12 protein-coding genes are annotated in these 13,947 nt (G+C 63.6%); 6 read left to right on the top strand and 6 right to left on the bottom strand.

What is annotated here, in order from left to right:
• Nucleotides 1–7: 7 nt before the first annotated feature.
• Both BLR69_RS10390 and BLR69_RS10385 read right to left on the bottom strand, forming a co-directional pair.
• Nucleotides 8–1,105, bottom strand: a complete 1,098-nt coding sequence (locus tag BLR69_RS10390) for an SMP-30/gluconolactonase/LRE family protein (protein WP_071495898.1) — start codon at nucleotides 1,103–1,105, stop codon at nucleotides 8–10.
• Nucleotides 1,102–1,779 carry a sterol desaturase family protein gene (locus BLR69_RS10385; protein WP_071495897.1) on the bottom strand — a complete coding sequence of 226 codons (678 nt, stop codon included), beginning with the start codon at nucleotides 1,777–1,779 and terminating at the stop codon, nucleotides 1,102–1,104. The genes BLR69_RS10390 and BLR69_RS10385 overlap by 4 nt, the downstream gene beginning before the upstream one ends.
• Before the next feature lie 276 nt (nucleotides 1,780–2,055).
• On the opposite strand from BLR69_RS10385, the gene BLR69_RS10380 reads away from it, so the two are divergent.
• The 6 genes from BLR69_RS10380 (at nucleotide 2,056) to BLR69_RS10355 (ending at nucleotide 8,878) form a co-directional block, all read left to right on the top strand.
• A complete protein-coding gene (locus BLR69_RS10380) occupies nucleotides 2,056–2,979 on the top strand; it encodes a substrate-binding domain-containing protein (protein ID WP_071495896.1) in 924 nt (307 codons plus the stop codon).
• A 63-nt stretch (nucleotides 2,980–3,042) separates the two neighbouring features.
• On the top strand, nucleotides 3,043–4,551 hold the full coding sequence (locus tag BLR69_RS10375) for a sugar ABC transporter ATP-binding protein (protein WP_071495895.1): 1,509 nt from the start codon (nucleotides 3,043–3,045) through the stop codon (nucleotides 4,549–4,551).
• Entirely contained in the window at nucleotides 4,517–5,509 is a 993-nt protein-coding gene (locus BLR69_RS10370; protein ID WP_071495894.1) for an ABC transporter permease, read from the top strand. The genes BLR69_RS10375 and BLR69_RS10370 overlap by 35 nt, the downstream gene beginning before the upstream one ends.
• Before the next feature lie 28 nt (nucleotides 5,510–5,537).
• Entirely contained in the window at nucleotides 5,538–6,617 is a 1,080-nt protein-coding gene (locus BLR69_RS10365) for an alcohol dehydrogenase catalytic domain-containing protein (protein ID WP_071495893.1), read from the top strand.
• A 2-nt stretch (nucleotides 6,618–6,619) separates the two neighbouring features.
• A complete protein-coding gene (locus BLR69_RS10360) occupies nucleotides 6,620–8,152 on the top strand; it encodes an FGGY-family carbohydrate kinase (protein WP_071495892.1) in 1,533 nt (510 codons plus the stop codon).
• Nucleotides 8,153–8,878: an SDR family oxidoreductase gene (locus BLR69_RS10355; RefSeq protein WP_071495891.1), complete on the top strand. Its 726-nt coding sequence runs from the start codon at nucleotides 8,153–8,155 to the stop codon at nucleotides 8,876–8,878. It abuts the gene before it with no gap.
• Here the strand turns inward: BLR69_RS10355 and BLR69_RS10350 are convergent.
• The 4 genes from BLR69_RS10350 to BLR69_RS10335 all read right to left on the bottom strand — a co-directional run bounded on the left by BLR69_RS10350 (nucleotide 8,875) and on the right by BLR69_RS10335 (nucleotide 13,939).
• The gene (locus tag BLR69_RS10350; protein ID WP_071495890.1) at nucleotides 8,875–9,879 is read right to left on the bottom strand and encodes a LacI family DNA-binding transcriptional regulator; all 1,005 of its coding nucleotides are present in this window, start codon (nucleotides 9,877–9,879) and stop codon (nucleotides 8,875–8,877) included. The two genes, BLR69_RS10355 and BLR69_RS10350, sit on opposite strands and share 4 nt — an antisense overlap.
• Before the next feature lie 58 nt (nucleotides 9,880–9,937).
• Nucleotides 9,938–10,801, bottom strand: a complete 864-nt coding sequence (locus BLR69_RS10345; RefSeq protein WP_071495889.1) for a LysR family transcriptional regulator — start codon at nucleotides 10,799–10,801, stop codon at nucleotides 9,938–9,940.
• A gap of 469 nt (nucleotides 10,802–11,270) precedes the next feature.
• On the bottom strand, nucleotides 11,271–12,674 hold the full coding sequence (locus BLR69_RS10340; RefSeq protein WP_071495888.1) for an amidase: 1,404 nt from the start codon (nucleotides 12,672–12,674) through the stop codon (nucleotides 11,271–11,273).
• Nucleotides 12,671–13,939, bottom strand: coding sequence for a Zn-dependent hydrolase (locus tag BLR69_RS10335; protein WP_071495887.1), 1,269 nt, complete (start codon nucleotides 13,937–13,939; stop codon nucleotides 12,671–12,673). The genes BLR69_RS10340 and BLR69_RS10335 overlap by 4 nt, the downstream gene beginning before the upstream one ends.
• Nucleotides 13,940–13,947 lie beyond the last annotated feature (8 nt).

Below are 13,947 nucleotides of genomic sequence, written 5' to 3'. Positions count from 1 at the left end.
TTTTGCGTCAGGGCGCCAACGCCAGTGCCAACGGCAGTCGCGCCATGCTCGTACTCTTCAGCGAGCCCAGGTACAGCCACTCGCCGTATTCCCGAGCGGTAGTAATGGGCGAGTAATTTCCTGCACTGCCATCCTGCAAATTGGCAATCACCTTGCCTTGCGTATCCAACCCCAGCACGAAGGCTTTGCGCTCGATCGGCTTGGGCACCACCATCAACGCCCGCACCATCACTTTGCGCAGCATGGGGTAGCCGGCGAAACTGTCCAGCAGCGGGTTGCGCGGTGAATACAGTGCTACCCAGAAACGGTCCTGGCCGTTGAAACTGAGGTTGTCCGGCAGGCCGGGCAGGTTGTCGATAAACAGGTCATGGCTGCCGGCACGTTCCCCCTTGAGCCAATACCGGCTGATGCGATAGGCGCCGGTCTCATTGACCAGTACATAATTTTCATCCGGGCCCAGGGCCACGCCATTGGCGAATTGCAGCTGGTCGAGCAGCACCTCGGTGGTGCCGTTGCTGAAGTCATAGCGCAGCAGCCGACCATCGCCGCCATGTTCGATCACCGCTTCGCCGTCCTGCCCATAACCCCAGCGGCTTGATGCATCGCTGAAGTAGGTATAACGCCCGCTGGCGTCCACGGTGACGTCATTGGTGAAGCCGAAGGGGACATTATTGGCACCCGTGCTCAGGGTGGTGAGTTGGTGGTTTGCATCCAGGGCGAGCAAGCCCTTGATGCCATCGGCAATGATCAAGCGCCCATCCGGGTGCAGCGCCATACCCAGAGGCCGCCCGCCGGTGTTGGCCAGCACCTCCAGGCTGCGGCTGTCAGGCGCGGTGCGGATGATGCGCCCGTCATGCAAGCCACTGATCAGATAACCCTGGGCATCCAGCAGCAACGCCTCTGGCCCGGCGATGTCCTGCGCGCCGATCTTCTGCACGCCCTTGAGGCGCTGGTTTTCGGCGTAGGGGCCGTCCTTCAGCGACGGCGGCTTGGGCGGTGTCCAGTTCACCGGTTGCACTTTGGTGGGCATCAACAGCAAGAAGGCGATCACCAGCAGAAACAGCACAAACAACAGATGACGCAGTTTTTTGGGACGGGTACTCATGACGATTCCTGGTTGTCGTGGGGGCCCGGCTCCCAGTACAGGGTGCCGAACAAGTAATCCATCAGCGGGAGGACGATATTGAAATTGCGCCCCTGCATCAGCTCACGGCGGTGATGCAGGGCATGCAACTGATGCATCTGGCGCAGCCACGGCAGGCGTGCCACCGGGTGGTCGGCGGGCAGGTGTTCGCAGGCGTGAAACAATTCGTAAAGCAAATACCCGAGGATCATGCACCCGGCGAACAATCCGGCGACGTTGGGGCTCAACTGCTGGAGCAGCCACCAGGCGGGCAGGGTGATCGCCAGGCTGTGCAGCACGATCAGCCAGGCCGGGAACAGGATGACGCGCCAGTCCCGAGGGCTGTCGTAGGTCATGTGGCCGGGGGTGAAAAAACTGTGGTGATCGCCGGTGTGGCGCGCATAAAACAGGCGGGCCAGGGCGTGTTTGTGGTGGCCGAGGTGGCGGTGTACCAGGTAGATACACAGGTTGAAGAACACCAGCGTCGCGGGCACGGTCAGCCATTGCAGCGCGGTGATCTGGTGCGTCGATGACCAGGCCAGGCTGATGCACGCGATGCCGTAGCCGAACACGAAACTGGCGTGGAGCCAGGGGTTGTAGTGGGGCGCGACTTGGGCACGGTAACGGGCGCGAAAGGTCTCGGTGGGATGGGCCATGGCAGGCAGCTCGGTATTTTTTGTTGGAGGCTGAGCTTAGTTGGTACTCAAGATTGTGCGAGGTTTTGTGGTGCACACATGAACACGTGTGGGAGGGGCTTGCTGTGGCGAGCGGGCTTGCCCCGCGTTGGGCTGCGAAGCAGCCCCCCCCTTGTGACATTCCGACCGAAGCCGACCAGCGGCCCCTTGCGTCACCCGAATTTCCTTGTTAGCTTCTCGCAAAATGTTAACGATAACATTTGCTCTAACAATAAAAACAAAACAGAGAACCACGCCATGAAAATGCTCCCGAAAACCCTGTGTTTATTGGCTGTAAGCATCACCCTCGGCACCGCTGCCCCCGCTTTTGCCGACGCCGCCAAGCCGATCCGCATCGGCGCGTCCTTCCAGGAAATCAACAACCCCTATTTCGTCACCATGAAAAACGCCCTGGAAGAAGCCGGGGCGACCATCGGTGCGAAATTGATCATCACCGACGCCCGCCATGACGTGTCCAAGCAGGTCAGCGACGTTGAAGACATGCTGCAAAAAGGCATCGATATCCTGCTGATCAACCCCACCGACTCGGTCGGCGTGCAATCGGCCGTCAAGTCCGCCCACGCCGCCGGTGTAGTGGTGGTTGCGGTCGATGCCCAGGCGGACGGCCCGCTGGACTCCTTCGTCGGTTCGAAAAACTTCGACGCCGGCTTCCAGGCCTGTGAACACCTGGCCAAGAGCATTGGCGACAAAGGCAATATCGCCATCCTCGACGGCATTGCCGTGGTACCGATCCTGGAGCGTGTGCGCGGTTGCAAAGAAGCCGTGGCCAAGCACCCGGACATCAAGATTGTCAGCATCCAGAACGGCAAGCAGGAACGTGACCAGGCGCTGACCGTCACCGAAAACATGCTGCAGGCGCAACCGACGCTCAAGGGCATTTTCAGCGTGAATGACAACGGCTCCCTCGGCGCACTCTCGGCCATCGAAGCCAGTGGCCTGGACGTGAAGCTGGTCAGCGTCGACGGCGCGCCGGAAGCGATCAAGGCGATCCAGAAGCCGGGCAGCAAATTCATCGCCACCTCGGCGCAATACCCTCGTGACCAGATCCGCCTTGCCCTGGGCATCGCCCTGGCCAAGAAGTGGGGCTCGCAAGTGCCGGCCAGCATCCCGGTGGACATCACCCTGATCGACCAGGCCAAGGCCAAGGATTTCAGCTGGTAAATCACCCAGGCCCCACGCCATCCGTGGGGCTTGCGGTCTCCTTCTGAATACGAGGTCGGCGGCATGAGCAGTCTTCTGAAGCTGGAAAACATCTGTAAGCGGTACCCGGGCGTACAGGCCCTCAAGTCCATCAACCTGCAGGTCGAGCGCGGCGAGATCCATGCCTTGCTCGGCGAAAATGGCGCGGGCAAATCGACCCTGATGAAGATCCTCGGCGGTGTCGAGCATCAGGACGAAGGCCAGATCCTGATCGATGGCCAGGCCTGCCAGTTTGCGACCTACCGCGATGCAATCGCCGCCGGCATCGGCATCGTGTTCCAGGAATTCAGCCTGATTCCCTACCTCACGGCCGTGGAAAACATCTTCCTCGGCCATGAGCTCAGCAACCGTTTCGGCCTGCTGCGCAAGCGCGAAATGGTCGCGGCCAGCGAGGCGCTGTTCAAGCGCCTGGGCGTGACCCTCGACCTGCAATGCGCGGTCAAGCACCTGAGCGTGGCCGAACAGCAGTTCGTCGAAATCGCCAAGGCCCTGGCCCTGGATGCGCGCCTGCTGGTGCTCGACGAACCCACCGCCACCCTCACGCCGAGCGAGGCCGAGCTGCTGTTCGAGATCATGCGCGAGCTCAAGCGCCAGGGCGTGGCGGTGATCTTTATCTCCCATCACCTGGAGGAGATTTTCCAGGTGTGCGACCGCATCAGCGTGTTGCGCGACGGCGGCAATGTCGGCGTCACCGAGGTGGCCGACAGTGACATCGACCGCCTGGTCGAGATGATGGTCGGGCGCCGCCTGGCATGCAGTTTTCCGCCCAAACCGAGCAGCGCACGCGGGCCGTTGTTGCTGGAGGTCAAGGACATCCAGCTGGTGCGCAACGGGCCCCGCAACAGCTTCCAGTTGCACAAGGGCGAGATTCTCGGCTTTGCGGGTCTGGTCGGCTCCGGTCGCACCGAGCTGGCCCTGGGCATGATGGGCGCGCGGCCGTCGGTGAGCAAAGACGTGTGGCTGCGCGGCGAGAAAATCACCCTGGATGACCCGGCCCAGGCGCTCGCCCACGGCATCGGCCTGCTGCCGGAAAGCCGCAAGAGCGAAGGGCTGATCACCGATTTCAGCATTCGTGAAAACATCTCGCTGAACAACCTGCCCAAATACCAGAACGCTTCGGGCCTGATCGACAAGGCCAGGGAAAGCGCCAGCGTCGAAGACCTGATGCGCCAGCTGTCGATCAAGGCGCCCAGCGGCGAAAGCCGGGTGTTCAACCTCAGTGGCGGCAACCAGCAGAAGGTGGTGATCGCCCGCTGGATCAACCACCACTGCGACGTGCTGGTGTTCGACGAACCCACCCGAGGCATCGACGTGGGGGTCAAGGCGCAGATCTACGCGCTGATGCGCAGCCTCACCGAACAGGGCTACGCAATCATCATGATTTCCTCCGAGCTGCCGGAAGTCATCGGCATGTGCGACCGCGTCGCCGTGTTCCACAAGGGCGCGATCGTCAAGGTCCTCGAAGCGTCCGCCGTCAATCCTCAAGAGGTCATGCGCCATGCAACAGGGGGCTCAAGTGAATACGTCCATTAACACCGTCGACAGCAGCCGGCTGCGCCTGAACCTGACGCGGCTGGTGCGCTCGCCAGCGTTCTACCCGTTCGTGGGGCTGGTGGTGGTGACTCTGGTGATGATCCTCGCCAGCGATACCTTCCTGACGGCCAGCAACCTGTCGAACATCGCCCGCCAGGTGTCGATCAACGCGATCATCGCGGTGGGCATGACCTGCGTGATCCTCACCGGCGGCATCGATCTCTCGGTGGGGCCGGTGATGGCGTTGTCCGGTACGCTCACCGCCGGGTTGATGGTCGCGGGCCTGCCGCCGGGCCTGGCGATTGGCGCGGGGATGTTGATCGGTGTGGCCTTCGGCATCGGTAACGGCCTGTTCGTCGCCTACCTGCACATGCCGCCGATCATCGTGACCCTGGCGACCATGGGCATCGCCCGTGGCCTGGGCCTGATGTACACCGACGGCTACCCGATTTCCGGGCTGCCGGAGTGGTTCGGCTTCTTCGGTCGCCAGAGCCTGTTCGGCATCGAAGTACCGATCCTGATCATGCTGATCACCTACGCCGCCGCCTATGTGCTGCTGCAACACACGCGCATCGGCCGCTACATCTACGCCATCGGCGGCAATGAAGAAGCGGTGCGCCTGTCCGGCGTGCGCGCCGCGCGCTTCAAGCTGCTGGTGTATGGCATCAGCGGCCTGACCGCAGCGATTGCCGGGCTGGTACTCACCTCACGCCTGATGAGCGGCCAGCCGAATGCCGGCGTGTCGTTCGAGCTGGATGCGATTGCCGCCGTGGTACTCGGCGGGGCATCGATTGCTGGCGGGCGCGGGGTGATCGTCGGCACCTTGCTCGGCGCCATGCTGCTTGGCGTGCTGAACAACGGCCTGAACATGCTTGGCGTGTCGCCCTACGTCCAGAGCGTGATCAAGGGCGCGATCATTTTGCTGGCGATTTTCATCAGCCGTCAGCGCCACAAATAAACTCCTAACAAGCACAGGATTCGACACCATGGACAAGCACACCGATATGCAAGCCGTCGTCTGCCACGGCCCCAAAGACTACCGCCTGGAACGCATCGGCAAACCCCAGGCCCGCGCCAATGAACTGGTGATCCGCATCGCCGCCTGCGGTATCTGCGCCAGCGACTGCAAATGCCACTCGGGCGCCGCGATGTTCTGGGGTGGCGACAACCCCTGGGTCAAGGCGCCGGTGGTGCCGGGGCACGAGTTTTTCGGTTATGTGGTGGAAGTGGGCGAGGGCGCCGCCGAGCACTTTGAAGTCGCGGTCGGCGACAAGGTGATCGCCGAGCAGATCGTGCCCTGTGGCAAGTGCCGCTTCTGCAAATCCGGCAAGTACTGGATGTGCGAAGTGCACAACATCTTCGGCTTCCAGCGTGAAGTGGCCGAAGGCGGCATGGCCCAGTACATGCGCATTCCCAAGACCGCCATCGTGCACAAGATTCCCGAGTCGGTGTCGCTGGAAGACTCGGCGCTGGTGGAACCGATGGCCTGCTCGATCCACACCGTCAACCGTGGCGATATCCAGCTTGACGACGTGGTGGTGATCGCCGGCGCCGGCACCCTCGGCCTGTGCATGGTCCAGGTCGCCGCGTTGAAGACCCCGAAGAAACTGGTGGTGATCGACATGGTCGACGAACGACTGGAACTGGCGAAGCAATTTGGCGCCGACGTGGTGATCAACCCGGCCCGTGACAACGCCCGCGAGATCATCAACGGCCTCACCGACAACTACGGTTGCGACGTCTACATCGAAACCACTGGCGTACCGGCCGGCGTCACCCAGGGCCTGGACCTGATCCGCAAGCTCGGGCGGTTTGTCGAGTTCAGCGTGTTCGGCGCCGAGACCAGCGTCGACTGGTCGATCATCGGCGACCGCAAGGAGCTGGACGTACGCGGCGCGCACCTTGGCCCGTATTGCTACCCGATCGCCATCGACCTGTTCGAGCGCGGCCTGGTCACGTCCAAAGGCATCGTCACCCATGACTTCCCGCTGGACGACTGGGCCGAAGCCTTCGAGCTGGCCAACTCGACCAAGTCGATCAAGGTGCTGTTGAAGCCGGTGGTTTGAACATGAATTACGTGATGGGGGTCGACATCGGAACCCAGAGCACCAAGGCGCTGCTGGTGGATGCTCAAGGCACGATCATCGCCCAGCACAGCCAGGGGTATCGGGTGGATACCCCGAAAGTGCGCTGGGCCGAACAATGGCCGCAGGTCTGGCTGGACGCCGTCGAGGCCTGTGTGGCGCAGTGCATGGCCAAGGCCGGCGTGGCGAAAGACCAGGTCAAGGCGCTGTGCATCAGCAGCCTGTACGGCGGTTCGGGGATTGCGGTGGATGCGCAGCTCACACCGCTGCACCCGTGCCTGATCTGGATGGACCGCCGCGCCGGCGAGCAGGTGGCCTGGGTGCGCGAGCATGTGGACCTGGAGCGCCTGTTCGAGGTGACCGGCAACTCGGTGGACAGCTACTACGGCTTCACCAAGATGCTCTGGCTCAAGCAGCACCAACCCGAGGTGTGGGCCAAGACCCGCTACCTGCTGCCGCCGAACAGCTATCTCAACTGGTGCTTCACCGGTGAGTTGGCGGTGGACCACAGCAGTGCCGGCAACATTGGTGGCGTCTACGACGTGAAGGCGCGTGGCTGGTCGGCCGAGATGCTCGATGCGCTGGGTATCCCGCAGGCCATGATGCCGCAGCGCTTGGTGCATTCCGGGGAGGTGGTCGGTGGTTTGCTTGAGGCCTGGGCGACACTCCTGGGCCTGCAGGCGGGCACACCGATTCTGGCCGGTGGCGTCGATGCGGCCATGGCAACCTTGGCGGCGGGTGTGACTCAGCCAGGCAACCACGTGGCAATGATCGGCACCAGCATGTGCTGGGGTTACCTGAACCAACAGGTGGATGCCCATCACGGTTTGGTCAGCATGCCCCACGTCTACAACGGCCACCGCGACCTGTACATCTTTGGCGGTGCGATCACCGCCGGTGCCTCGGTGAACTGGTTTCGCGAGCAGTTCTGCCAGGCGGAAGAGCAACAGGCCGAGGCCAGCGGCCAGGACAGCCTGGTGCTGCTGGAACAGCGGGCGATGCATATCCCGGCGGGCAGCGAAGGGTTGTTGTTCCTACCCTACCTGATGGGTGAGCGCAGCCCGGTGTGGGATGACCGCGCCAGTGGCAGCTTTGTCGGGTTGAACCTGTATCACAGCAGAATCCACCTGTATCGCGCAGTGCTGGAAGGGGTGAGTCTTGCCCTGCGCCATAACATCGAAGCGGGCACACGCGGCGCGCATTCCCTCGACCCGCGCTTGATCGTAGTGGGCGGGGCGAGCCATTCGGACCTGTGGATGCAGATCATCGCCGACGTTACGCGGTACCCGGTGTACACCATCGTGCAGGAGGTTGAGGCAGCGCTGGGCGCGGCGTTGTTGGCGGCGCATACGGTGGGGTTGGTGAGTGATGCGGCGATGGACAAGGGCTGGGTGCAACTGGAGCTGCGCGCTGAGCCCAAGGCGCAAAACGTCGAGGCGTATGACCGCGCATTCGGCGAATACCTGAAGCTGTATCCGGCCCTGAAACCGATCATGCACAGCCTGCAGGAGAACTGAATGAACGCCGCCTTCGACTTCACCCACCACCGCATCCTCGTCACCGGCGCCAGCAGCGGCATTGGCCGTGAAATCGCCCTACAACTGATCGCCAGCGGCGCCGACGTGTTTGCCCTCGGCCGCGACGCGCAGGCCCTGGCCCAACTCGGTTGCCGCAGCCTCTGCCTGGACATCGCTGACAGCGCGGCCCTCGACAACGCCCTGCAAGACCTGCCGCCGCTGCACGGCCTGGTCAACTGCGCCGGCATCTCGCGCCTGGAACCTGCCGCTGCCATCAGCGCCGAGGCATTTGACCAAGTGATGAACGTCAATGCCCGCGCCGCCGCGCAGGTCGCCAGCCGTGTGGCGGCGAAAATGATCGAAGCGCAGATCGCCGGCAGCATCGTCAACGTCTCCAGCCAGGCCTCGTTGGTGGCGCTGGACGATCACCTTGGCTACTGCGCCTCCAAGGCTGCGCTGGATGCGATCACCCGCGTGCAATGTGCCGAGTGGGGCCGCTTCGGCATTCGCGTCAACAGCGTCAACCCCACGGTCACGCTCACACCGATGGCGACCATGGCGTGGTCCGCACCGGCCAAGCGTGACCCGGCGCTGGCGGCGATTCCTTTGGGGCGTTTTGCGCAAACCGCGGAAGTGGCCCTGCCGGTGCTGTTCCTGCTGAGCCGGGCGGCGAGCATGATCAGCGGTGTCAGCCTGCCCATCGACGGCGGCTATACCAGCCGCTAGCCGTTTTCCAACTGGCCGGCGATGACCACCTTGTCCCGGGGCTTGCTCGGATCTTCGAGGCGGTCGAGCAGCAGGCGTACCGCGCTGCTGCCGGCCAGGGATGCATCATGGGCCACGCAGGCGATGGGCACGCCGAAGATATCGGCGAAGGGCAGGCGGTCGATGCCGCAGATGGTCAGGCTGTCGTGGGGGATGTTGTGCATGCGCAACGCGCGCAGCGCGCCGAGGGTGATCAACTGGTTGAACCCCATGATCGCGTCCGGCGCCGAGTGTTCGGCCAGGTAGTCGAGGGTATGCAGGTAGGACGGCATCAGCGTGTAGTCGCCGGCCTGCACTTCGACCTGCACCTGCGGGTGCTCGGCCAGCACTTCGCGCAGGCCCTTGAGGCGCTCCACGGTGATGCGTGAATGTTCGGGGCCGGTCAGCACCAGCAGGCGCCTGAGGTCGGGCGTCTGGCGCAGCAGGTAGTGCGCGGCCTGGATGCCGCTGTGGTAGTTGTCGAGCACCACACGGCTGAACGGGCTGTCGTGGATCGTGCGGTCGAGCAGCACCACCGGGGTCTTGCCGTTGGCCAGGCGTTCGAGGTAGTCGGGCTGGTAGCCCGGCTCATCCGAGACCGGCGACAGGATGATCCCCGCCACACGGTAGCCCAGCAGGGTGTCCACGGCCTTGCTTTCCAGTTCTTCCAGTTCATCGGTGTCCACCAGCATGATGGTGTAGCCGTGCTGCTTGGCCTCGCGGGAAATCGCCTTGATCATTTCGCTGTAGAACGGGTTGTCCACCGACGCCGTGATCACGCCGATGATCAGGCTTTCACTGCGCTTGAGCCCGCGGGCGAAGGCGTTGGGCACATAGTCCAACTCACGCGCCACTTCGAGGATGCGTGCCAGGGTGGCCGGCTTGACCAGGTCAGGTTTGCTCAGCGCCCGTGACACCGTGATGGTGGTCATGCCGACCTGTTTGGCGATGTCGCTGATGGTGACGGACTTTTTCTTGTTCATCGGTAAGGCTGCAAAAGGAAACACCCGCAGGCTAGCATGCGCGGCGGATATTGTTGCTTCAAATCAACGGGTCCCAGCGCTGCGACCAGTCGCTTTCGGCCTTGACCACCTCGCGCAGCAACGCCAGCGCCTGTTGCAATACCGCCGAATCCCGCGCCCGTGAATACACCAGGTACGTGGGGAAGCTGAACTCCGGCGCCTTGGGCACGCGTTGCATCACGCCGCTGTCCAGGTAGCTCTGCACCACGCGGGTGCGGAAATAGCCGGCGCCGCCGTTCTCAAGGATGTACTGCAATGCCAGCGGCCCCAGGTTGAAACTCAGCGCGGCGCGGGCCTTGTCGGGCAGGGCGGCGTCGTGTTGCTGACGAAAGCCGGGTCCCCAATCGATGTACACATAGGGCGCCGGGTTGCTCACCAGCTGCACCAGGATCAGTTTTTCTTCCAGTACCTGTTCCACCTGCAACCCAGGCCAGTACTGCGGCTGGAACACCAGGGCGGCGTCCAGTACACCCAGCTCCAGTTGGCGCAGCAGGTATTCGCCTTCGCGGATTTCGGTGCGCAGGGCGTGGCCGGGGATGTTCTGGCGCAAGGCCTGGGCCCAGCCGAGCATCAGCGGGTTGCACAGGCTGACTTCGCCGCCGATGTGCAGCACGTTGCGATAGCCATCGGGCAGTGGCAGGTCGCGCTTGGCGGCTTCCCAGGTCTGCAGCAACTGGTTGGCGTACACCACGAAGGCCTCGCCGTCGGCGGTCAGCCGGGCGCCGGCGCGGTTGCGCACGAACAGCGTGCTGCCTAGCTGGCTTTCGAGGCTTTTGACTCGTGCGGTGATGGCGGTCTGGGTGACGTGCAGTTTCTCGGCCGCTGCGGCCAGGCTGCCGCAGCGGGTGATTTCGAGGAAGGTGCGTGCCAGTTCGATGTCCATGAAGGCCCCTGGGAGTTAATGGGGGACAGTGTAATGGAATGTGGTTGAAACTGTGGGAGCTGGCTTGCCTGCGAGGGCGGCCTGACAGCCGACCTGGATGTTGGATCTGACCGGGTACATATCCGTTATTTAGGTAACGGCCACTTATGGTTCCGCCCTTACGGCGGCTCACTTTTGAACAGCGCAAAAGTAAGCAAAACGCTCTTGCCCCAACACTCGGCACCTCGCCTAGGCTCGGTGTGCCCGTAATCCGACAGGGATTTGGGGGGCCGCCGCCACGCGCCATCCATGGCGCGGGGCGGCTAAACCGGCATCCCTGCCGGTTTACCCCCCAAATCCCTGTCGAATTCCGGCCAGCGTGTTTGACGGGGCGCCTAAGGTCAAAAGCAAGATCAAAAGCGACTCGCTTCGCATCGTAGATACACAGTCTTGTAGGAACCGGCAAGCCGGCTCCTACAGGGAGTGCCTTTCAGGTTGGGGTTTGTGGGGCTTGGAGGTGCTGGGTCGGGAAGGCCTTCGCGTAGGCGTGGCACACCCGCAACACCTGCTCATCGGCAAACCTCGCGCCCACCACATGCAACCCCACCGGCAAGCCATTCGCCGCCAGCCCGCACGGCACCGACGCCGCCGGTTGCTGGGTCAGGTTGAAGGGGTAGGTGAAGGGGGTCCACTGCGTCCAGGCCTGCAAGCCGGAGCCGGGCGGTACGTCGTGCCCGGCTTCGAAGGCGGTGATCGGCATCATCGGCGACACCAGTACATCGTAATGCTCATGGAACGCGGCCATGCGCGCCACCAATGCGGCGCGGGCTTCAAGGGCGGCGCTGTAGTCGTCCAGGCTCAACTGTGCGCCCCGTTGTGCAATCTTTAACAGTCCGGGGTCCAGCAGCTGTTTTTGTACCTCGCTCATGGCGCCGGTCAGGCGCGCTGCGCCGGCTGCCCATAAGGTGCTGAACACTTCCAGCGGGTCGCTGAACCCTGGGTCGATCTGCTCGACATGGGCGCCCAGTTGTTCCAGGCCTCGAACCGCGTCGGCAACCACCTTGGCCACCTGTGGGTCGACATCGACGTAACCGAAGGTCGGGCTGTAGGCCACGCGCAAGCCTTTCAAATCCATCGCGCCCGATAACCACGGTGTGGTGCACGGTGCACCGATCAACCCATCCCGTGCGTCCGGCTGTGCGATGGTCTGCAGCATCAGCACACTGTCTTCCACCGTGCGGGTCATCGGCCCCAGGTGCGACAGGATCGTCATGGAACTCGCTGGCCATTGCGGCACATAGCCGAAGGTCGGCTTGATGCCGAAGGTGCCGGTAAACGCGCAGGGAATGCGGATCGAGCCGCCGGCATCGCTGCCCTGGTGCAACACGCCGAGGTTCAGCGCTGCCGCTGCGCCTGCGCCGCCGGACGAGCCGCCCGCCGTGGTGCGTGTGTCCCAGGGGTTGCGGGTGATGCCGTACAGTGGGTTGTCGGTCACGCCTTTCCAGCCGAATTCCGGGGTGGTGGTCTTGCCCAGCAGCACCGCGCCGGCCTTGCGCATAAAGGCTGTGAAGGGCGCGTCGACGTCCCACGGTCCCTCGGCGGATGAGGTGCGCGAGCCCTTGCGGGTCGGCATGCCGATGGTCAGTGTCAGGTCCTTGATCGACGCTGGCACACCGTCCAACGCACCGCAGGGGCGGCCGTCGAGCCAACGTTGTTCCGAGGCGCGTGCGGCATTCAAAGCGCCTTCCGGGTCGACGTGGCAATAGGCATTGACCACCGGGTTGTAGCGTTCGATGCGCAGCAAGGCGTCCTCGGTGACCTCCACCGGCGACAAGGTCTTGTCGCGAAAATGCTGCAGCAGTTGCACCGCCGTCAGTTGGCCGATCTCACTCATGCCGTTTCCCCCTGTGCCGCATTGACCATGGCGCGCAGCAATACCGCGCAGCCGGCTGCCAGGTCGTCCGGCGCGGCGTTTTCGATTTCGTTATGGCTGATGCCGCCTTCGCACGGCACAAAGATCATCCCGGCCGGGCCGAGTTCGGCGACGAAGATCGCGTCGTGCCCGGCACCGCTGACGATGTCCATATGGCTCAAGCCCAGGGCCTCGGCACCGTCACGCACCGCGTTGACGCAGTCCGGGGCGAAGTCCAGCGGTGGGAAATCGGCGGTGGGCGTCAGCTCAAAGGTGAGGCCGTGTCGCTGGGCGGTGGCTTCGATCACGCCGCGTACTTCATCGACCATGGCTTGCAGCCTGTCCGCGTGCAGGTGGCGCAGGTCGATCGTCATGTGCACCTGGCCGGGAATCACGTTGCGCGAGCCGGGGTGCAGGCTCAGGCAACCCACCGTGCCGCAGGCGTGGGGCTGCTGTTGATGGGCGATGCGGTTGACCGCGCTGACCACCTCGGCGGCGCCGACCAGGGCGTCCTTGCGCAGGTGCATCGGCGTCGGGCCGGCGTGGGCTTCGACGCCGGTAAGGGTCAGGTCGAACCACTTCTGGCCCAGGCAACCCATGACCACGCCAATGGTGGTGGCCTGGTCTTCGAGCACCGGGCCTTGTTCGATATGCGCCTCGAAATACGCGCCTACCGGGTGGCCGAGCACAGCGCGGGAGCCGGCGTAACCGATGCGCTGCAATTCGGCGCCCACCGACAGGCCCTGGTCATCGACTTTGTCGAGGGTGTCCTGCAAGTCGAACTTCCCGGCAAACACCCCGGAGCCCATCATGCACGGTGGAAAGCGCGAGCCTTCTTCGTTGGTCCACACCACCACTTCAATCGGCGCTTGGGTTTCAATGTCCAGGTCATTCAGGGTGCGGATCACTTCCAGCCCGGCCATCACCCCGTAGCACCCGTCGAACTTGCCGCCGGTGGGCTGGGTGTCGATATGGCTACCGGTCATCACCGGGGGCAGTGCGGGGTTGCGCCCGGCACGGCGCGCAAAGATATTGCCGATGGCATCGACACTGACGCTGCAGCCGGCGGCTTCGCACCACTGCACAAACAGGTCGCGGGCCTGGCGGTCGAGGTCGGTGAGGGCCAGGCGGCACACGCCGCCTTTTACCGTGGCGCCCAGTCGGGCCAAATCCATCAGCGATTGCCACAGGCGGTCGCGGTTGATCAGCGGGGCGTTGCTCTGGAGCGGTTGCGTAAAACTGTTCATCAGCAGTC

The sequence above is a fragment of the Pseudomonas azotoformans genome, assembly GCF_900103345.1.
Lineage (GTDB): Bacteria > Pseudomonadota > Gammaproteobacteria > Pseudomonadales > Pseudomonadaceae > Aquipseudomonas > Aquipseudomonas azotoformans.
Note: the sequence above shows the minus strand (reverse complement) of the source record. Positions and strands in the feature narration are given on the sequence as shown.

Excerpts from the sequence above, each read along its gene's own strand:
- BLR69_RS10390 (WP_071495898.1), bottom strand. The coding sequence starts at position 1,105 with ATGAGTACCCGTCCCAAAAAACTGCGTCATCTGTTGTTTGTGCTGTTT.
- BLR69_RS10385 (WP_071495897.1), bottom strand. The coding sequence starts at position 1,779 with ATGGCCCATCCCACCGAGACCTTTCGCGCCCGTTACCGTGCCCAAGTC.
- BLR69_RS10380 (WP_071495896.1), top strand. The coding sequence starts at position 2,056 with ATGAAAATGCTCCCGAAAACCCTGTGTTTATTGGCTGTAAGCATCACC.
- BLR69_RS10375 (WP_071495895.1), top strand. The coding sequence starts at position 3,043 with ATGAGCAGTCTTCTGAAGCTGGAAAACATCTGTAAGCGGTACCCGGGC.
- BLR69_RS10370 (WP_071495894.1), top strand. The coding sequence starts at position 4,517 with ATGCAACAGGGGGCTCAAGTGAATACGTCCATTAACACCGTCGACAGC.
- BLR69_RS10365 (WP_071495893.1), top strand. The coding sequence starts at position 5,538 with ATGGACAAGCACACCGATATGCAAGCCGTCGTCTGCCACGGCCCCAAA.
- BLR69_RS10360 (WP_071495892.1), top strand. The coding sequence starts at position 6,620 with ATGAATTACGTGATGGGGGTCGACATCGGAACCCAGAGCACCAAGGCG.
- BLR69_RS10355 (WP_071495891.1), top strand. The coding sequence starts at position 8,153 with ATGAACGCCGCCTTCGACTTCACCCACCACCGCATCCTCGTCACCGGC.
- BLR69_RS10350 (WP_071495890.1), bottom strand. The coding sequence starts at position 9,879 with ATGAACAAGAAAAAGTCCGTCACCATCAGCGACATCGCCAAACAGGTC.
- BLR69_RS10345 (WP_071495889.1), bottom strand. The coding sequence starts at position 10,801 with ATGGACATCGAACTGGCACGCACCTTCCTCGAAATCACCCGCTGCGGC.
- BLR69_RS10340 (WP_071495888.1), bottom strand. The coding sequence starts at position 12,674 with ATGAGTGAGATCGGCCAACTGACGGCGGTGCAACTGCTGCAGCATTTT.
- BLR69_RS10335 (WP_071495887.1), bottom strand. The coding sequence starts at position 13,939 with ATGAACAGTTTTACGCAACCGCTCCAGAGCAACGCCCCGCTGATCAAC.